General features: G+C 36.4%; 16 protein-coding genes and 1 pseudogene. 16 read left to right on the top strand and 1 reads right to left on the bottom strand.

All coding sequences use genetic code 11. The annotated features are described in order from the left end of the window. Positions 1-128 precede the first annotated feature (128 nt). Complete coding sequence (locus Ana3638_RS01615) at positions 129-344, top strand: small, acid-soluble spore protein, alpha/beta type (protein WP_161836426.1); 216 nt, start codon at positions 129-131, stop codon at positions 342-344. Beyond that, a complete protein-coding gene (locus Ana3638_RS01610; RefSeq protein WP_246240693.1) occupies positions 344-1,252 on the top strand; it encodes a diacylglycerol/lipid kinase family protein in 909 nt (302 codons plus the stop codon). The genes Ana3638_RS01615 and Ana3638_RS01610 overlap by 1 nt, the downstream gene beginning before the upstream one ends. 146 nt (positions 1,253-1,398) lie before the next feature. Here the strand turns inward: Ana3638_RS01610 and Ana3638_RS01605 are convergent, their stop codons facing one another. Further along, positions 1,399-2,559, bottom strand: coding sequence for an ROK family transcriptional regulator (locus tag Ana3638_RS01605; RefSeq protein ID WP_161836424.1), 1,161 nt, complete (start codon positions 2,557-2,559; stop codon positions 1,399-1,401). Between the two features lie 452 nt (positions 2,560-3,011). On the opposite strand from Ana3638_RS01605, the gene xylA reads away from it, so the two are divergent. The 14 genes and pseudogenes from xylA (at position 3,012) to Ana3638_RS01535 (ending at position 19,232) form a co-directional block, all read left to right on the top strand. Further along, positions 3,012-4,331 (top strand): xylose isomerase, encoded by a 1,320-nt coding sequence (gene xylA / locus Ana3638_RS01600; protein WP_161836422.1) that lies wholly within the window; start codon positions 3,012-3,014, stop codon positions 4,329-4,331. Positions 4,332-4,501: 170 nt separating this feature from the next. Next, positions 4,502-5,974 carry a xylulokinase gene (xylB, locus tag Ana3638_RS01595; RefSeq protein ID WP_161836420.1) on the top strand — a complete coding sequence of 491 codons (1,473 nt, stop codon included), beginning with the start codon at positions 4,502-4,504 and terminating at the stop codon, positions 5,972-5,974. A gap of 434 nt (positions 5,975-6,408) precedes the next feature. Next, entirely contained in the window at positions 6,409-7,164 is a 756-nt protein-coding gene (locus Ana3638_RS01590) for a hypothetical protein (protein WP_161836418.1), read from the top strand. A gap of 188 nt (positions 7,165-7,352) precedes the next feature. Then, positions 7,353-8,156 (top strand): phosphoribosylformimino-5-aminoimidazole carboxamide ribotide isomerase, encoded by an 804-nt coding sequence (hisA, locus tag Ana3638_RS01585; RefSeq protein ID WP_161836416.1) that lies wholly within the window; start codon positions 7,353-7,355, stop codon positions 8,154-8,156. Next, the gene (locus Ana3638_RS01580; protein ID WP_161840396.1) at positions 8,156-9,139 is read left to right on the top strand and encodes a class I SAM-dependent DNA methyltransferase; all 984 of its coding nucleotides are present in this window, start codon (positions 8,156-8,158) and stop codon (positions 9,137-9,139) included. The genes hisA and Ana3638_RS01580 overlap by 1 nt, the downstream gene beginning before the upstream one ends. A gap of 49 nt (positions 9,140-9,188) precedes the next feature. Continuing rightward, entirely contained in the window at positions 9,189-10,067 is an 879-nt protein-coding gene (gene hslO, locus Ana3638_RS01575; RefSeq protein WP_161836414.1) for an Hsp33 family molecular chaperone HslO, read from the top strand. Positions 10,068-10,472: 405 nt separating this feature from the next. Further along, a complete protein-coding gene (locus Ana3638_RS01570; RefSeq protein WP_161836412.1) occupies positions 10,473-11,573 on the top strand; it encodes an FIST signal transduction protein in 1,101 nt (366 codons plus the stop codon). A 14-nt stretch (positions 11,574-11,587) separates the two neighbouring features. Further along, positions 11,588-12,565 carry a methyl-accepting chemotaxis protein gene (locus tag Ana3638_RS01565; protein WP_161836410.1) on the top strand — a complete coding sequence of 326 codons (978 nt, stop codon included), beginning with the start codon at positions 11,588-11,590 and terminating at the stop codon, positions 12,563-12,565. Between the two features lie 318 nt (positions 12,566-12,883). Continuing rightward, positions 12,884-13,594, top strand: a complete 711-nt coding sequence (gene purC / locus Ana3638_RS01560) for a phosphoribosylaminoimidazolesuccinocarboxamide synthase (RefSeq protein ID WP_161836408.1) — start codon at positions 12,884-12,886, stop codon at positions 13,592-13,594. 324 nt (positions 13,595-13,918) lie between these two features. Next, a complete protein-coding gene (purF, locus tag Ana3638_RS01555) occupies positions 13,919-15,361 on the top strand; it encodes an amidophosphoribosyltransferase (RefSeq protein ID WP_161836407.1) in 1,443 nt (480 codons plus the stop codon). A 358-nt stretch (positions 15,362-15,719) separates the two neighbouring features. Then, complete coding sequence (purB, locus tag Ana3638_RS01550) at positions 15,720-17,153, top strand: adenylosuccinate lyase (protein WP_161836406.1); 1,434 nt, start codon at positions 15,720-15,722, stop codon at positions 17,151-17,153. 74 nt (positions 17,154-17,227) lie between these two features. Then, positions 17,228-17,401: pseudogene (locus tag Ana3638_RS01545) on the top strand (RpiB/LacA/LacB family sugar-phosphate isomerase); the annotation flags it as partial. 361 nt (positions 17,402-17,762) lie between these two features. Further along, on the top strand, positions 17,763-18,677 hold the full coding sequence (locus Ana3638_RS01540) for a helix-turn-helix transcriptional regulator (RefSeq protein WP_161836404.1): 915 nt from the start codon (positions 17,763-17,765) through the stop codon (positions 18,675-18,677). A 48-nt stretch (positions 18,678-18,725) separates the two neighbouring features. Further along, positions 18,726-19,232: a hypothetical protein gene (locus tag Ana3638_RS01535; RefSeq protein WP_161836403.1), complete on the top strand. Its 507-nt coding sequence runs from the start codon at positions 18,726-18,728 to the stop codon at positions 19,230-19,232. Positions 19,233-19,408 lie beyond the last annotated feature (176 nt).

Below are 19,408 nucleotides of genomic sequence, written 5' to 3'. Positions count from 1 at the left end.
AGGTATGAAATAAATATAGTAAGGCTACACTTTATATAGAATATTAAACAAAGGGACTGTTTCACTACGAGAGATAAATTGTAATGAAAGCAGTCCCTTGTTAAAATCTAGAAAGGGTGTATAATAATATGAGTAAAAAGAAATCAGAAACTAACAATATAAATTTAAGTGATTTAAATCCGGATGAAAAATTAAAATATGAAATAGCAACAGAGCTTGGACTTTTAGATAAAGTAATAAGTGATGGCTGGAAATCCCTTTCCGCTAAGGAAACCGGGCGGATTGGCGGTATTATGACAAAGAGAAAAAAGCAAATGCAGATGGAGGGGATAAATAAACAATAATGAAAAAGAAACTTTTGTTTATCTATAATCCACTTGCCGGAAAGAGTAAAATAAAAAACTGGTTGTCGAGTATCATCGAATATTTTGTGAAAGGTGATTATGAGGTAGTTATCTATGCTACAACCGGCAGGAAGGATGCTAAGAATATTGTAATGGATTGCTTAAGCCGTGAGACATACGACCTGGTTGTATGCTCCGGTGGTGATGGAACCTTAAATGAAGTAATTGGTGGAATCATGCACAGTGAGCAGAATATATGCATTGGTTATATACCATCAGGAACTACTAATGATTTTGCGTATAATCTAAAGCTGCCCAAAAACCTGCCCAAAGCGGCTAAAGTAGTATTAACCGGAGAAGAATTTCCTTGTGATGTTGGTATCATTAATGGGGAATACTTTACATATACTGCGGCGTTTGGCCTCTTTACGGATGCTTCTTATGAAACACCGCAGACTACTAAGAATATGCTTGGTAAATTGGCATATATTCTGGAGGGTGTAAAGCGTTTACCCAATTGGAAGTCCTATCATATGGAAATAACCTGTGGTGACCGGGTAATTAATGATAATTTCATCTATGGTATGGTGGCTAATTCCATATCTGTCGGCGGGATTAAAGGGCTTACCGGTAAAGATGTGCAGTTGGATGACGGCCAGTTTGAAGGAATATTTATTAAAATGCCGCAAAATGTAATGGATTTTCAAAGTATTATAAATGACCTGCTGAAAGGAAACTTAAACAGTGACCACATATTCTCATTTCCGGTAAAAGAAATATTATTGACATCGGAAGAAATGGTGCCCTGGTCCATTGACGGTGAATACGGGGGAGAATTCCAGACGGTGAATATTGCTAATTTACAGCAGGCAATTAAGATAATACGAAACAAAGAAGAAATATTATAATTTTAAAATCAAAGAAATGATAAATATTAAAGAAAGTCATGGCAGAATCCCGAATACCGGTATCAATGTTTGATACCAGAGGTTGCTCTGTCAATGACTTTCTTTGTTTTTAGATTTTCTTCCGTATATTCAAAATTTATAACCTGTTAAAAAAGTTCATTATTCTGTAATTTTAATGTACCGATAGCAAGAAAATTTTTAATTACAACACTGATTCCGCCCAGGAGAATGGAAGAGTCCTGTAAGGCGGAGGGCACGATATGGGTTACACTGTTCATCCTGCTGCTTAAGGATTGCTCGATTAATTTCGTTAACCCCGGAAAGAAGTTGGTAAAGGAACTGTTGATAATTACAATATCCGGGTTATAGGCATTAAGTACATTGTTGATACACACAGACATATATTTTATAAATTTATCAATAATATAAATGGCATCTTTATCCCCTGTCTGATACATGGAAGATAAAATCTCAAAATCAACATCGGCTAACCCTTTTCGCTTTGCAAATTCCCTTAATAATGCACGTTCGGAAACATATTGTTCCAGACACCCGTGATTACCGCAGGGACATTCTTTTCCGTCAACTTCAACAATGGTGTGGCCGAACTCGCCGGCGCGGCCGTTATAACCGGTATACAGAGAGTTATTTATTAATAATCCTAAACCAATACCGGAATGAACGCTGATATTGGCTATATTGGGATAATCAAACATAAAAGTTTTTTCACCCAATACGGATAGATTTGCTTCATTTTGTAAAAATATAGGTGTATGAAAATGTTGTTCCAATTCATCCGCTAAATCAATCCCGGCAAGATCATAATAAGGAGTAAAGGATACTTTATTATGATATACAACACCATGAATTCCAAGCGAGATACCTACCAAACCATAAGTTGTATCCATACCCGCCGGTTTCATGGATTCTATCAGACTGCTTAGTACCTGCACAATATTCTCATTGGCTTTTGGTGTTTTGATTTGTTTTAAGCTGCAATCTTCTCCTTCCAGATCCGTAAGTAATGCAGAAATCGTTTCAACACCGATATCGATGCTGATGACATAACCGGCTTTCTTATTAAAGCTAAGCAAAATGGGTTTCCTCCCAAGATCCGTATCATCGCTGCCTATTTCAATTACCAGGTCTTTATTAATCAGATCCTGTACAATCGTTGAAATAGTAGCTTTTGTAAGCCCGAGTTTTTTGGATATGGCAGCTCTTGAGATTGGCTTTGTGTTAATGATAGTCTCTAATACTAAAGTACTGTTTATGTCACGAATAAGTTCCTTGCTTCCTGTAATCATGTTATCCATCCTTATCTATGACAGCAATGATTTTGTCATAATTAGCACAGCCTTGCATAGATTTTGCTTAAATCACCATTCGCTATTTACATTGGAGCTGCTTTGCCGTCAGTCGGCGTAGGAACCGCTACGCTTCATTCCTCTGCCTTGCTCCAGTGTAAATATCCGGCACTGAATTTAAGTGAAACTTATGCAAGGATGTACTAGTGAAAATTTTAATTCAATCATAACATAAAAATAATTGGTTGAAAAGGGGTCTGGGGAAGAACAATGTTCCTTGTCCGCAAGCGCCCATGGTATGCGCAGCTTCACAGCGTTTATCTGCACTCACTGCCTTCGGTTCTGGGATAATATCTGTTGATATTATCCCTTGACAAAGGGAAAAAATGTTGTTATATTGTAATTATCAACATTAGTTCAGTCAAAAAACTATATATAGGAGGTTGAATCATATGGCTTATTTTGAAGGAGTAGGAAAAATCAATTACGAAGGACCGGAAAGCAAAAATCCGTTAGCCTTTAAGTATTACAATCCTGATGAAATTGTTATGGGTAAAACCATGAAAGATCAATTAAGATTTGCAATGTCCTATTGGCATACATTTACTTACATGGGGAATGACCCATTTGGAGTAGGTACTATGTTCAGACCATGGGATAATGCGGAATGCCCTATGGAAGTTGCTAAAGCAAGAGTACATGCTGCATTTGAATTTATGGAAAAAGCACAGATTCCTTTTTTCTGTTTCCATGACAGAGATATTGCTCCCGAAGGAAAAGACCTGGCAGAAACAAATGCTAGGCTGGATGAAATCGTGGCAGTGATTAAAGAAGAAATGGCCCGTACCGGAATCAAATGCTTATGGGGTACTACCAATGCTTTCAGTAATCCACGCTTTGTTCATGGTGCCGGAACATCCTGCAATGCAACCGTATTTGCTTATGCTGCGGCACAGATTAAAAAAGCAATGGAAGTTACAAAGGAACTGGGCGGTGAAAATTACGTATTCTGGGGCGGAAGAGAAGGATACGAAACCTTATTGAATACCGATACAGGACTTGAACTTGATAATCTGGCCAGATTACTTAAAATGGCATGTGACTACGCAGAAGAAATCGGCTTTACCGGACAGTTTTTAATCGAACCAAAACCCAAGGAACCAACCAAACATCAATATGATACGGACGCAGCTACGGTACTTTCTTTCCTTAGAAAATATAATTTAATCGATAAATTTAAATTAAATATAGAAGCAAATCACGCAACACTGGCTATGCATACGTTCCAGCATGAATTAAATCAGAGCCGCATTAACGGTGTACTTGGAAGTGTTGATGCCAACCAGGGTGACTTAAATCTTGGATGGGATACCGATCAATTCCCAACCAATATTTATGATACGACTTTAGCCATGTATGAAATTCTTTTAGCCGGCGGATTCACAAAAGGAGGTCTTAACTTTGACTCCAAGGTCAGACGGGCATCCTTTGAAGAAATCGATTTGTTCTATGCATATATAGCAGGAATGGACGCTTTCGCAAGAGGATTAAAAGTTGCAGCTAAGTTAATCGAAGATAAAGTATTCGAAAACTTTATCAGCAACCGTTACGCAAGTTATAAGGAAGGCATTGGTAAAGATATTGTGGAGGGTAAAGTTGGTTTTAAGGAATTAGAAGCATATGCCATGAAAAACGGCATTACACCTAATGTATCCGGAAGGCAGGAATTACTGGAATCAATATTAAACCAATACATTCTGGAAACGAAATAAAAGATCCGGGTATCAAATTCTGTTTAAGCGGTTTTTGATACCCGAATAAGAATAAATAAGAAATCAAATTACAGATATCATTAAAAATCAGGAGAGATAAGTTGAAATATTAATTTTTCAACTTCAAGTATACGGAAATTCACGAGGGAATATCCGGGAAAGAGGTATTTATGTTATACATTGGCGTTGATTTAGGAACAACTTCCGTTAAATTATTATTAATGGATGAAAACGGAGATATTAAAAGTATTGTAACCAGAGAATATCCGATATTTTACCCGCAAACGGGCTGGTCAGAACAGAATCCGGAAGATTGGTATTCTGCGTTAATGGATGGTATTAAGGAATTAACGAAGGACTGTGATAAGTCAACTGTTGACGGTATCAGCTTCAGCGGACAGATGCATGGTATGGTTATCTTAGATGAAAAGGATAAGGTAATTCGTCCTGCTATTCTTTGGAATGACGGACGTACCCAGGCTGAATGTGATTACCTGAATAATGAAATCGGAGTAGAAAAGATTTCAGCATATACCGGTAATATGGCTCTCACCGGTTTTACCGCACCGAAACTTTTATGGGTGAAAAAACATGAACCGGATAACTTCGCTAGGATTAAAAAAGTTATGCTTCCAAAAGATTATGCCGCATATCGTTTATCCGGTGTTCATTGTACGGATGTTTCCGATGCTTCCGGTATGTTATTATTAGATGTTAAGCACAAATGCTGGTCCAAGGAAATGCTTGAAATTATCGGCTTAAAAGAAGAACAATTAGCCCAAATATTTGAAAGCTATCAAGTGGTTGGTACAATGAAGAAAGAAGTTGCAGAGGAATTAGGTCTTCCTGAGACAGTAAAAGTAATCGCAGGCGGCGGAGACCAGGCAGTGGCTGCAGTAGGTACCGGAACTGTTGGACATGGTATGTGTAACGTATCCCTTGGAACCTCCGGCGTTGTATTTATCGCAAGTAAAGAGTATGCGGATGTAGAAAAGAATGCCCTGCATGTATTTGCCCATGCAGACGGCAAGTACCACTTTATGGGAGTTATGCTGTCAGCAGCGGCTTCGAATAAATGGTGGATGGATGATATCATTGCTACGAAAGAATACGGCAAAGAACAGGCCGACATTAAGAAACTCGGTGAAAATAACGTTTACTTCCTGCCTTACCTTATGGGTGAGAGAACACCTCATAATAACCCCAATGCCAGAGGTACCTTTATCGGTATGACAATGGATACAAGCCGTGCCGACATGACTCAGGCTGTATTGGAAGGGGTAGCATTTGCCCTTCGTGATTCCTTTGAAATCACCAAAAAGTTAGGTGTTTCCATAGAACGTATCAGAATTAACGGCGGCGGAGCTAAGAGTCCTTTATGGTGTAAAATAATAGCAAATGTCCTGGATGTAAAAGTAGATAAAATCAACAGCGAAGAAGGCCCGGCATTTGGAGCAGCAATTTTAGCAGCAGTTGGCTGCGGTAAATATGCTACGGTGGAAGAAGCAGCCGGTAAGCTTATCAAAGTAATTGAAACTACGGAACAGGATAAAGAAGTTGTTAAATTATATAATAAAAAATACGATGTATTTAAAGAATTATATCCAACCTTAAAGGATATGTTCGATAAGATTGCAGAATAAAAAACTGATTTATAAATTAGTATTTCTTAATAAAACAAATCTACATAGAAATTAATTTTCTGTTAGATTTATATATGGACCTGATATTTAGTGAATTAGGCAAGCGTACAAAACGCTGATCTGATTTGTCAAATATCAGGTCTTTTTATGTTTTTATTCAAAACTTAAAGTTGAGCAAAACATAGCAATTATAGAATAAGCAAAGCAAGCATTATTTAATATATTATAATCTGTTCCCATCCAAAATTGTTTTATACAGATAATCTAGTAAGGTCTATTTTTAGTTAATAAATCTACTGAATTGTTTTTTATTAACCAATTAACATTGCGTCATAGATACAATAAAAATTAAATTATTGTTTTTTTAATTTTAGTTTGTTATAATTAATTACATAATTTTTACAATAGTCATATGTACAAAAAAGGAGATATTTATGAAACTAAAATATAAAAAAATGATTATAATAGTTAGTATGAGTACAATGGGTATTGGAATGGTTACATTCTCTATCAATTATAAACCAAATGGTTTACCAACAGACTTTGCAAAATCCCAAACCAGTGTTAAGAATATTTCAGAAGCAGCTAAAATATCTGAAGAAAATGATGTACAGTCAAAATATTTACCAACTGTAACGCCATCAGTAACTCCAGAAGTCGATATTATATCTGAAGCAGTGGCCACAAATGTATTAGAAAAAGATGCTTATAATGAGATTAATAAATTAATTGGTAAATATTATGTTGCTAAGCTTAAGAATGACATAGATAATTTTAAACCTTTAGTAAATGATTCTAACTTAATTGACATGGAAGATAATTCTAGAAGAACTAAATATATAGATGATTATAAAAACTTAGCTTGCTACACTAAGAAAGCATTAGAAGAAGGCACATTTATAGTGTATGCATACCAAGAAGTAAAATTTAATAATATTGAAACCCTCGCACCTGGTTTGGATAGATTTTATGTCAAAACAAATGATAAGGGAAAACCATATATTTATTTTGGAGAAATCGATAAGAATACTGAAAATTATATTAATGAAACACAAGAATCAGAAGACGTAATGAAATTAATTAATAGTGTTAATATGAAATATGAAAAAGCAGCAGCTAAAGATAGTGTATTATACGAATTTAAACTGAAGTTAGAAGAATCTATTCAGAATGTTGCAAAGGGTGAATAGAAATATTAGAAAATAAAATAAGTATAATCATATTAACAACCAACCGAATACTAGTTGGTTGTTTTTTTACTATATAAATACAGTACAACATTTTTCATGATTTAAACAGTAAGCTTGGAACACCTTGCACATCTGGGTTAAGTATGTTAAGATATAATCCTAATTTTGGCATAAGGCAGGGAAAAGGTATGAAATTCAGACCATGCATCGATATTCATAATGGCAAAGTAAAACAGATTGTTGGAGGAAGTTTATCCGATCAGAACAGCAAAGCGGTAGAAAATTTCGTGTCAGAACAGGATGCGGGTTTTTATGCAGCTCTATATAAAAAAGATAATTTATCAGGCGGCCATATAATTCTATTGAATCCCATTGGAACAGATTATTATATACAGGATTGTAACCAGGCAAAAAAGGCATTAAAGGAATTCCCGCAAGGAATGCAGATCGGAGGAGGAATTACGGAGGAAAATGCCGTATCCTTTATAGAGCAGGGGGCTTCTCATGTTATCGTAACTTCTTATGTATTTAAAGGCGGGAAGATAAACTTTGATAATTTAAATAAACTGGTGAGTACGGTTGGTAAAGAGAAACTGGTCCTGGATTTAAGCTGCAGGAAAAGAAACGGGGAATATTATATAGTAACAGACCGTTGGCAGAAGTTTACCGATGTTGTCGTGAATCAGGATACCCTGGATACCTTATCCGAATTCTGTGATGAGTTTTTAGTTCATGCGGTGGATGTGGAAGGAAAAGCTTCGGGGATTGAAACAGAATTAGTGGAGCTTCTTGGGAGATGGAATAAAATTCCTATAACATATGCAGGCGGAGTGAGTAGTTTGGAAGATTTAAATTTACTAAAGGAATTAGGAAAGGACAAGCTGGATGTAACCATAGGAAGTGCCCTGGACTTATTTGGCGGTTCTATCAAATATTCTGAAGTTGTGAGCTGTACGGATCAGGAGAGCGGCTCTCGGAAAGTGAGTGAATGATGCAGGCATACAGCGGATTTGCACAGGTATATGATATATTTATGGACAATGTACCTTATGACGAATGGACGGATTATCTGACAAGTCTGTTATATGAATATGGTGTGGAAAACGGACTGGTTTTGGAGCTTGGCTGCGGTACAGGTAATATTACAAGGCGCCTTTCTGCAAAAGGATATGATATGATAGGTGTTGATATCTCTGATGAAATGTTAGAAATTGCAAGAGAGAAAGAATACGAGGATTTTTATGAAATGGATGGTATTATTTCTCAGAATGTTAATATAGAAAATATCGCGGATGAATTAGTGGTTAATACCGATAATTCTGACTATAAATCTGAGTCATTCCAGACGGTTAAAAATCCTATTCTGTATTTACAGCAGGATATGCGGGAATTTGAATTATATGGAACCGTTGGGGCCGTGGTGAGTATTTGTGACAGTATGAATTATATTACTTCAGAAGAGGATCTGCTAAAAGTTTTCAAGCTGGTGAATAATTATCTGGACCCAGGCGGTATTTTTATATTTGATATGAATACGGAATATAAATATAAAACTATTCTTGCAGACAACACGATTGCAGAAAACAGGGATAATTGCAGCTTTATATGGGAAAATTATTTTCATGAAGAAAATAAAATAAATGAATACAACATGACCATATTTGTTAAAAATGAGTACAATACACTCATAGAGGATGATGAAGAAATTGAAGACGAAGCAGTAGAAGACGAGACAGAGGAAGATGAAGTAATAGAAGAATATAATGCTGCCCAGCTATTTGAGCGTTTTCAGGAAACCCATTATCAAAAAGCTTATTCTATCGATAAAGTGAAAGAATTAATAAACCGGGCAGGTTTGGAATTCATTACGGTTTACGACGCATTTACAAAGAATAAACCGACCGATAAGAGTGAGCGTGTTTATTTTATAGCAAGAGAAAAATATCAGGAAAATAAGAAATATATCAGTGAATAGGTAGTTTCGCAATAACCTAAAATCAATGAATAATGAAAGGAGCTTTAAGATGTCTGATTATATAGTTAGAGCAACTGCGGCAAACAACCAGATTCGTGCGTTTGCGGCGACTACCAGAGATTTAGCCGAATATGCCAGAAGTGTTCATAATACAAGTCCGGTTGCAACAGCAGCATTGGGAAGGTTATTAACAGCCGGGGCAATGATGGGAAGTATGATGAAAGGTTCCAATGACCTGCTTACCCTGCAGATTAAATGTAACGGCCCTATTCAGGGTTTAACCGTAACAGCAGATGCCAATGCCAATGTAAAGGGTTATGTTTATGATCCGACGGTTATGCTGCCGCCAAGTCCAATCGGTAAACTGGATGTGGGAGGTGCATTGGGAGCCGGTGTCCTTAGTGTGATTAAGGATATGGCGCTAAAAGATCCGTATGTAGGCCAGACTGAGCTGGTATCAGGAGAGATTGCGGAAGACATTACTTATTATTATGCAACTTCAGAACAGATACCCTCTTCCGTTGCGCTGGGAGTTTTAATGAATAAAGATAATACGGTGAAACGGTCCGGAGGTTTTATTATACAGCTTATGCCTTTTGCTGAGGACGAAATCATTGATAAACTGGAGCAAAAGATTAATGAAATTTCATCTATTACGAATCTGTTAGACGACGATTTAACTCCGGAGATGATTCTGGAACATATTTTAGGTGAATTTAACCTGGAAATATTGGATACCATGCCGACAGCTTTTACCTGCAACTGTTCCAAGGAAAGAGTAGAAAAAGCGATTATCAGCATTGGTAAGAAAGATATCCAGGAAATGATAGAAGATAATGAACCAATTGAAGTGAATTGTCATTTTTGTAATACAAAATATCATTTTTCCATAAATGAACTGGAGATGATTCTTAAGAAAAGCAAATAATCAGACACTTAAAACAGGCAGTCTAATTTTACTCAATTTAGACTGTCTGTTTCGTATACTCTAAAACCTTTTTAATTATTTTCTGATTTACTCCATATTCCATTTTTTCCATTAACTAAAACAGACTTACTTCTGGCTAGTTTATACTTTAAATTAGTCTAATATGTAAAATTTATATAATATAAATTTTATAGTAATTTTACTTGTAAAATATTCCTGACCATGTTAAAATTGTAACAATGTTTTTGCTGCAGTTAATTTTATATACTGTTGAGGGATGACAGTAAAGATGATTTTATAGAATAAATCAGGGGAGCATTTCCGTTAGGCTGGAAATACTCTTTTTTCATTAATTATACTAATATAATATAAACTCAAAGAAAGGTATTGTACAAAGGTGAATGTATGGATTACAAAATAGGAAAAAGCTCACAAAAGGATTCCAGGCAGGCTGTATCGGAAGCAGCAGCAGGTTTAATAAATCCTAAACTAGTCTTGTTTTTTTCCGGAGTGGATGGATTTGAAGACTATACCAGGGAGCTGAAGCTTACCTTTCCGGATAGTATTATTATGGGAGCGACCACTTTTGCGGGATTTTGTAAGGAGGGAGCTTATAAAGAGACTCTGATGGTATTGGGGATTGAAGACGGAATCGAGTGTTATGGAGATGTGTTGGAAGAAGTGGATAAGTATCCGTTGAAATATGTTGACAGGGTAGAAACTTGTGTAAATAAATTCAGTAATTATGCTAATATGGTTTGTCTGGAATTTTCCACTGCTTTAATCAGCAGTGAAGAGTTAATATTGTCCACCTTGAATTCAGTGCTTATGAAGAAAAAAATCCCGTTATTCGGCGGTTCGGCGGGAGACAGGGGTATGGCGGAGAAGACAATGATATCCTTTAACGGAGTCGTAATGGATAAAGCCTGCGCCTTTGTAATAATAAAAAATCTTCAGGGCGGAATCAGGTTTTACAGGGAAAATATCTATAAACCGACAGAACATTATTTTACCTCAACGAAGGTGGATGTAAGGAACCGCATTGTATATGAATATGATTATAAACCTGCGGCAGAAGTTATGGCAAAGGCATTAAATACGGATGTCTCCCATCTGGATAAATATCTTGACAGTTATCCCTTAGGCAGGATTATCGGCAGCGATATGTATATTACCGCGAACCAAATGGTAACTAATCAGAACGGTATGGCTTATCATGCCAGAGTTTACAATAATTCAAAGATGGTTTTACTGGAACCGGATGATTATAAAGAAGTAATTAAACAAACAGCAAAGCAAATAAAAGCAGAAGTACCAAAGCCGTCCCTTTCTATCATGGTAAATTGTCTCGCACGCTCTATTTTATTTGAGAAAGATGGTTATTTAAATGACTTTGCTAAACAGATGGGTAATTCTATCGGAAATTACATAGGATTTGCCGGATATGGGGAACAGTTAAATCAGCAGCATTTTAATCAGACTATGGTTATAGCAGTATTGGAATAACAGGAGGTGCCAGGATGAAGTTATTTAAGAAAAAGAATGGCGTGGAGCCGTTAACTGATATGGAGGAGAAAGAGCTGCCCGTACAGGAAGACTATAATTTTGATAAGTATATTAATTACGGTATTTTACATATAGAAAATAAAGTGGAAGAATTTATGGATGAAGAAGCTTCCGTATCCCAAAGTTTTAGTTATATTAATGATACTTTTTCGGAGATCAGCCATATCAATGAAATGATTGATCACTTAAACCAGGATTTTAACGCTTTCAGTGAATATGCCAATCAAATCGGCGGTATTATGATTCGCTCCGACCAGGCGGTAAAAGAAGCTGACAGCAAAATGGATAAATTGGCAGACCAGATAGAGGGAACCTGCGGTAAACTAAATTCCATAACGGAAGCCTTTACAACCTTAGAAAAGGATTTTGGTAATATTGAGGAAATGTCCAAAGGTATTACAGGAATTGCTACCAGTACCAATCTGCTGGCATTAAATGCTTCCATTGAAGCTGCCAGAGCCGGAGAAGCAGGCAGGGGATTTTCCGTAGTTGCCGACCGAATCAGGGAATTGTCTGCATCTACAACGAATATGGTAAAAGGGATTGATGAAAGTGTTAAACTGCTGCACCAAAGTATTGATGTTTTAAGGGAGGAAATTGAGATTTCCAAAGCAGCTATACTTAATAATCTGCAATCAGCCAAAAATGTACAGGAGAACTTTATTCAGGTAACACAGTGTACGGATGAGGTCAAAGACTTCAGCAAACAGATTATTTCAGGTATCGAAAATACAAGTAAGGAAATTAATGGAGCTGCTAAAGGCGTTAATTCCATATCAGATCTTGTTCATTCATTTGGTAGTAAGCTGTCGGATCTAAATATTAAGATGAGCAAGAAATCCATAATTATCTGTGAAATCATAGATTTTCTGCAGCAGCTGGAAAATATGGTTAAAGAATCTTTAAAAAATAGAAACAATAAAAATATCTAGAAACCCGATTTCCTTAGCTAAAAAATAAGTTCAGGTGAAACACATTTTATAATTCCAAAAAACCTTTATTTATTGCAATTAATAATACAAAAAGGGAATTTATAAGCGGTGCTTATTAAAATGATTAGGAGAAAATAATGGTGATTCCTCATTATCTAATAAAAACATATTGCCAAACTTTCCAGGTTCGCTATAATAGAAGTGTAAGTTACAGACGAATTACACTACTTCAAAGTAACAATATTTGATTTACTTTTCAAGCAAAGAAATCAAAGGGGATTGAATGTGGCGTGACATACACGCAGATAGGAGCCAAACATGAAAAAATTAGACATGCTTTATGAAGGAAAAGCCAAAAAGGTATTCAAAACAGATAATGATGACATATATATTGTTGATTATAAGGATGATGCAACAGCTTTTAACGGCTTAAAAAAGGGAACCATCGTAGGAAAAGGTGTTATTAATAACCGGATGTCCAACCACATATTCCAGTTGCTTGAGAAAGAAGGAGTACCCACGCATTTTATTGAAGAATTAAGTGACAGGGAAACCGCAGTAAAGAAAGTTGAAATTGTTCCTCTAGAAGTAATTGTGCGTAATGTTTCCGCGGGAAGTTTTGCCAAAAAGCTTGGTATGGAGGAAGGCGTTAAATTATTATGCCCGACATTGGAATTCAGTTATAAAAATGATGACCTAGGGGATCCCATGATCAATGATTATTATGCCATTGCCATTGGAGCAGCTACCAGAGAAGAAATCGACCGTATTACGGAACTTACGTTTAAAGTAAATGAAGTACTTTGTAAATATTTTGCAGAATGCGGAATTGAATTAATCGATTTTAAAATCGAATTTGGCAGATATAAAGGAGAAGTTATATTAGCAGATGAAATCTCTCCGGATACCTGCAGGCTCTGGGATATCAAAACACATGAAAAATTAGACAAAGACCGCTTCAGAAGAGATATGGGTAATGTAGAAGATGCTTATAAAGAAGTATTAAAACGCCTTGGTCTTTCTAAATAATAATAAATTACACCGCCTGTCCAGCTCAGACGGTTTCGATTTACAGGAAATGGACAATAGTTAACTTATTGTCCATTTTTCAACCATAAAAGGTAATTGATACATTTTTAACTATTAGAGTGACAATTCTAATTAAGGAAGTATTTAGGCAATTGCGAAACTATGAAGTTTTTTGATTATACCATACAATTGATACTTGTTTCTAGCTTCAGTTGCTCTCCTGGCAAGATTCAGCTCTGAAATTGTATTAATTGCATGGCATATAGATACAATATGTGAGTGTCGCAATTACCTTAAGGAAGTATTAATAGAAAGGAATTAACGATGAATAATAGTAATAATGTAGATAACTATATTTCAGATGAAATACATGAAGAGTGCGGTGTCTTTGGTATCTATGATTTAGACGGCAATGATGTGGCTTCTTCTATATATTACGGTTTATTTGCACTGCAGCACAGAGGTCAGGAAAGCTGTGGTATAGCGGTAAGTGATACCAATGGTCCCAAAGGAAGTGTGAAGTCCTGTAAAGGTATGGGTTTGGTAAATGAAGTTTTTACCCCGGAGAGTTTAGAGGAATTAAAAGGAAATATTGGTGTGGGGCATGTTCGTTACTCTACTGCAGGGGCAAGTAACAGAGAAAATACCCAGCCGCTGGTTTTAAATTATGTAAAAGGAACGTTAGGTCTTGCCCATAACGGCAATTTAATCAATGTCTTGGAATTAAAAGACCAGTTAGCTTATACCGGAGCTATTTTCCAGACTACCATTGACTCGGAAGTTATTGCTTACCTGATTGCGAGAGAACGGTTACAGACAGGTAGTGTAGAGGAAGCAGTCGGAAAAGCTATGTTAAAATTGAAAGGTGCGTATTCCCTGGTAATCATGAGCCCCAGAAAATTAATCGGAGCCCGTGACCCTTTTGGCTTCCGCCCTTTATGCATCGGCAAAAGGGACAATACCTATGTATTGGCATCCGAAAGCTCTGCCTTGGACGCGGTGGATGCGGAATTTGTCCGTGATGTTTTGCCGGGCGAAGTTGTTATGATTAATAAAGATGGAATCCACTCCGATATGTCCATGGCTCAGCCTAAAATCTCCAAATGTATATTTGAATATATTTATTTTGCAAGACCGGACAGCTGTCTGGATACGGTAAGTGTATACAATTCAAGAATTATGGCAGGCAGAATTTTAGCCCAGACCTATCCGGTGGAAGCGGATCTGGTTGTCGGAGTGCCTGATTCGGGCAATGCCGCAGCCATGGGTTATTCCTTTGAATCCGGTATCCAGTATGCTACCGCTTTTGTTAAAAACAGTTATGTGGGCAGAACTTTCATAAAACCGAAACAATCCATGAGGGAATCCAGCGTCCGTATTAAGCTCAATGTTTTAAAGGATGTTGTTAAAGGAAAACGTGTTATTATGATTGATGATTCCATAGTCCGGGGAACAACCTGTGAGAGAATTGTAAGGATGTTAAAAAATGCAGGTGCCACCGAAGTACATGTACGGATCAGTTCACCGCCGTTTTTATATCCTTGTTATTTTGGAACCGATGTGCCCTCCGACGACCAGTTAATTGCCCATAATAATACGGTGGAACAGATACGGGATATGATAGGAGCCGATTCTCTGGGTTACTTGTCTGTAGACCGTTTAAGCGAACTAATTAAAGGTGATACCGGTTACTGTGACGCATGCTTTAGCGGTAATTATCCCATTGAACCACCAAAAGACGATATCCGCGGAGAGTATGAGAGATAGTCCGGGCTAATGAATTGGTAAGCAACCTGTTTGAGACAATGGAATTAAAATATCAGGAAACAAATCAGAAACAATATAGAAAAATAATCATAATAGATTTATTAATCATAAGAAAGCTACAATACAAGTTATAATAAAAATTTATGCCAGATAAAATAAACCTCTTGTTTACTGAGCTTGTATGCTCTATACTGGTAGAATGAAATATATGAATTAGTTGACGTTCAGTATCAAAAGGAAATTATAAATTCCAGATTGTTAAGATTAATTTAGTTAAAATAGCAATATTTATAAACCGATAGGAAGATTACATTAATTAGATATTGAATGGGAATATTAGGGAAATCAGGAGGAAATTATGAGTTACGATAAATATGTCAGTCCTTTATCCGAACGTTATGCCAGTAAGGATATGCAGTACATCTTTTCACCGGATATGAAATTCAGGACCTGGAGAAAGTTATGGATTGCTTTAGCGGAATCGGAAAAAGAGCTGGGTTTAAATATTACCGAGGAACAGATAGAAGAATTAAAGAAGTTTAAAGATGATATAAACTATGAGGTGGCAAAGGAAAGGGAAGCATTGGTACGTCACGATGTTATGTCCCACGTTTATGCTTATGGTGTGCAATGCCCTAAGGCAAAAGGAATCATCCATTTAGGAGCAACTTCCTGTTATGTAGGTGATAATACTGACATTATTGTAATGACCGAGGCTCTGAAGCTAATTAAAAAGAAACTTATTAATGTAATGGATGAACTTTCTAAATTTGCAATGGAATATAAGGGACTTCCCACCCTTGCATTTACTCACTTTCAGCCTGCCCAGCCCACAACGGTGGGGAAAAGAGCTGCTTTATGGTTAATGGAGTTAAAGCTGGATTATGATGATTTAGTATATCTAATTGACAGCATGCGTCTATTGGGTTCCAAGGGAACTACAGGAACGCAGGCAAGCTTCTTGGAATTATTTGACGGGGATCACGAAAGAATTAAAAAACTGGATGAAATGATAGCGGAAAAAATGGGTTACACAGGATGTTTCCCGGTATCCGGTCAGACCTATTCCCGTAAAGTGGATATGAGAGTTGTAAATGTACTTGCCGGAATTGCTGCCAGTGCCCATAAATTTTCCAATGATATCCGTCTACTCCAGCATTTAAAAGAAATCGAAGAACCATTTGAGAAAAATCAGATTGGTTCCTCTGCAATGGCATATAAGCGTAATCCTATGAGAAGTGAAAGAATTGCATCCCTTTCTAATTATGTGTTAACGGATGTAATGAATCCTGCCATTACTTCCGCCACCCAGTGGTTTGAAAGAACCTTGGATGATTCTGCAAATAAACGTATCAGTATTCCGGAAGCTTTTCTTGCTGTGGACGGAATTCTGGATTTATATTTGAATGTTGTTGACGGCCTGGTTGTATATCCAAAGGTTATTGAAAAACATCTTATGGCAGAGCTTCCTTTTATGGCTACGGAAAATATCATGATGGATGCGGTAAAACTTGGCGGAGACAGACAGGAACTCCATGAAAAAATCAGAACCTTATCCATGGAAGCCGGAAGAAATGTAAAAGAAAACGGCCTGGATAATAACTTATTAGAGTTAATTGCAGCGGATCCATCTTTTAATATGTCTTTGGAAGAATTAAAGAAAACCATGGATCCGGCTAAATATACCGGTCGTTCCAAAGAGCAGGTGGAAGAGTTTATCGGTGAAGTAATTAAGCCGATTCTCGATGAGAACAAAGAATTGTTAGGTTTAAAGGCAGATATTAAGGTGTGAAAAAGAAACTGCTCTGCAGTTTCTTTTTCACACGCCATTTGTTGCCGCAGTAGCAGCCATGCAGTGATCATGCAGGTTATGAATTAAAGTTAAAATTGCTGGAGGATCCTGATAAACTTGGTTTTAAAGTTGCTGATTTTGGTTGTTACAGCAATGAACCGGTAGATTTTCCCGGTATTTCAAAACTGGTATGCCAGAATATATTAGAGGGGAAAGCCAAAAGAGGAATCATGATGAAAGCAAAGTGAGAATTAGTAAGCCTGCATGCAATAATTCGAACGTGCACGGGAACCGAAGAAACCCGCAAAGCGTGTTTCTTACGGTTTATTCCCGGTATCTTCCGGGTCTTCTAAGTATTTATCATACTTTTGACTTTTTTTATATGAAAATTAATTCAATCAAATAAGCGCACATAATAGTAAAGGAAGATGCCGCTTTGTAACAGGAGATGTAATGTTTGCAGACGATTTATCCTTACAAATTCCGCTGATTTTTGGTATAATAAGAGTATATCTTTATTATTTGAAAATTTTTGAATGATAACATATCTTGGCAGCTTTGATGTAGAAGATATACCCTTGCAGAGGATTTTGAAGAGGTAAGCAAAATATGAAAATTGATAGATTATTAGGGATAATCATAAGCTTATTAAATAAAGAAACATTGACGGCAAAACAACTTGCTGAAAAGTTTGAAGTATCGATCAGAACAATTCAAAGAGATATGGAAAGTATTTCAATGGCGGGAGTCCCTATTGTTTCTAATACCGGCAGCAGTGGAGGGTATTCGATTTTATCCAGCTATAAATTAGAGAACCAGTTTATAAAAAGAGATGATTACAAGATAATTATTATGGCACTGAAAAGCCTTAATACAGGTTATGGGAGCAGGCAATTGGAGCACATTATAGATAAATACCTGGCTTTAAACGGCGGATATGCACAAAATGTATTTTTAGATTATAGTGTCTCCAGGGAAGACAACAAGGTTCAGGAAAATAATAAATTGATAGAACATTCAATAAATGATATGACTCAGATCAATTTTGACTATAAGAATGTAAGTGGTATATTGTCACATAGAAATGTCCAACCCTTGGCACTAAGATTTCAATGGTATGGGTGGTATTTATTTGGCTTTGATTTAAGTAAAAGGGATTATCGTTCTTTCAAAATAGCCAGAATGCAGAATCTGGAAGCAACGGATACAAAATTTTGCAATGATGCCGATATAGAAGAACTCTTGCGACTGAATGATAACGAATATATGCAAACTTGTGAAAATATTAAAGTTTGGTGTCATAAAGACAGTATTAGTATTCTCGAAGAATATTTTCCGCAAGAAGAAAGAGTGGCATTTGAAGAGGGTCATTATATAATGAATTTACATGTTCCGCCTAATGAACGATTGTGGCAGGCATTGCTGCTTAGCATGGGAGATAAAGTTAAAATTATTGAGCCGGAATATTATAGACAAAAATTAATTGAAACTGCCTCAAAATTTTTATCAAACTACGACATATAGCTGTCATAAAACATATGGTATGATAAAGAAAAACAGGAGGTCAGATTAATGAGAGAATTTGCTGAAGCTTTAATCTGTAAATCAAAAAGTAATAGTATACCGGACGCTTACAACTTCTTCGGACCATTGATAGGTGAGTGGGATTTTGAATGGATAGACAATCACGGGACAGAGAAAGAAAGGCATATAAAAGGTGAATGGATTTTTTCATGGGTATTAGAAGGAACGGCTGTTCAGGATATCTTTATTTGTCCTTCCCGCGAGGAGCGGATAAATAGTAATCAGCCGGATGCGGAATACGGTACGACGATTAGGATATATAACCCTGATAGCCATGCATGGGATATTTTTTATGGATGTTCAGGTGAGGCGACTCGCCTTGAAGCAAGAGAAGACGGAGAAACAATTGTTTTAACTGAAATATCCACAAAGAAAATGAAATGGATATTTTCAGAGATTACTGAAAGCTCTTTTCATTGGCGGAACATAAGAACACAGGATGGAACTACATGGAAAGTGCAGGGAGAATTATTTGCATCAAGAAAAAATAAATAATGTAATATATAGCAAACATAGGGCTTATAGAACAAATAAGACCGAAATATATTCATGTTGATAGCAATGGAAAAACTGCCAGAGAATACGCTTATGAGTATTGCAAGGAACATTAAAAAAAATCATTGACAATGAGAAATAATGGTAATATGATAAGAATATAGAAACCGGTTTCT

The organism is Anaerocolumna sedimenticola (genome assembly GCF_009931695.1).
In the GTDB taxonomy this organism is placed as follows: domain Bacteria; phylum Bacillota; class Clostridia; order Lachnospirales; family Lachnospiraceae; genus Anaerocolumna; species Anaerocolumna sedimenticola.
The sequence above is the reverse complement of the archived record's forward strand: the minus strand, read 5'-3'. Positions and strand labels throughout refer to the sequence as shown.

Bases quoted from the DNA above. Each gene is read 5' to 3' on its own strand.
- hslO (WP_161836414.1), top strand. From the start codon at position 9,189: ATGTCTGATTATATAGTTAGAGCAACTGCGGCAAACAACCAGATTCGT.
- hisA (WP_161836416.1), top strand. From the start codon at position 7,353: ATGAAATTCAGACCATGCATCGATATTCATAATGGCAAAGTAAAACAG.
- Ana3638_RS01590 (WP_161836418.1), top strand. From the start codon at position 6,409: ATGAAACTAAAATATAAAAAAATGATTATAATAGTTAGTATGAGTACA.
- Ana3638_RS01535 (WP_161836403.1), top strand. From the start codon at position 18,726: ATGAGAGAATTTGCTGAAGCTTTAATCTGTAAATCAAAAAGTAATAGT.
- Ana3638_RS01605 (WP_161836424.1), bottom strand. From the start codon at position 2,559: ATGATTACAGGAAGCAAGGAACTTATTCGTGACATAAACAGTACTTTA.
- xylA (WP_161836422.1), top strand. From the start codon at position 3,012: ATGGCTTATTTTGAAGGAGTAGGAAAAATCAATTACGAAGGACCGGAA.
- xylB (WP_161836420.1), top strand. From the start codon at position 4,502: ATGTTATACATTGGCGTTGATTTAGGAACAACTTCCGTTAAATTATTA.
- purC (WP_161836408.1), top strand. From the start codon at position 12,884: ATGAAAAAATTAGACATGCTTTATGAAGGAAAAGCCAAAAAGGTATTC.
- Ana3638_RS01615 (WP_161836426.1), top strand. From the start codon at position 129: ATGAGTAAAAAGAAATCAGAAACTAACAATATAAATTTAAGTGATTTA.
- purB (WP_161836406.1), top strand. From the start codon at position 15,720: ATGAGTTACGATAAATATGTCAGTCCTTTATCCGAACGTTATGCCAGT.
- Ana3638_RS01565 (WP_161836410.1), top strand. From the start codon at position 11,588: ATGAAGTTATTTAAGAAAAAGAATGGCGTGGAGCCGTTAACTGATATG.
- Ana3638_RS01540 (WP_161836404.1), top strand. From the start codon at position 17,763: ATGAAAATTGATAGATTATTAGGGATAATCATAAGCTTATTAAATAAA.
- purF (WP_161836407.1), top strand. From the start codon at position 13,919: ATGAATAATAGTAATAATGTAGATAACTATATTTCAGATGAAATACAT.
- Ana3638_RS01610 (WP_246240693.1), top strand. From the start codon at position 344: ATGAAAAAGAAACTTTTGTTTATCTATAATCCACTTGCCGGAAAGAGT.
- Ana3638_RS01580 (WP_161840396.1), top strand. From the start codon at position 8,156: ATGCAGGCATACAGCGGATTTGCACAGGTATATGATATATTTATGGAC.
- Ana3638_RS01570 (WP_161836412.1), top strand. From the start codon at position 10,473: ATGGATTACAAAATAGGAAAAAGCTCACAAAAGGATTCCAGGCAGGCT.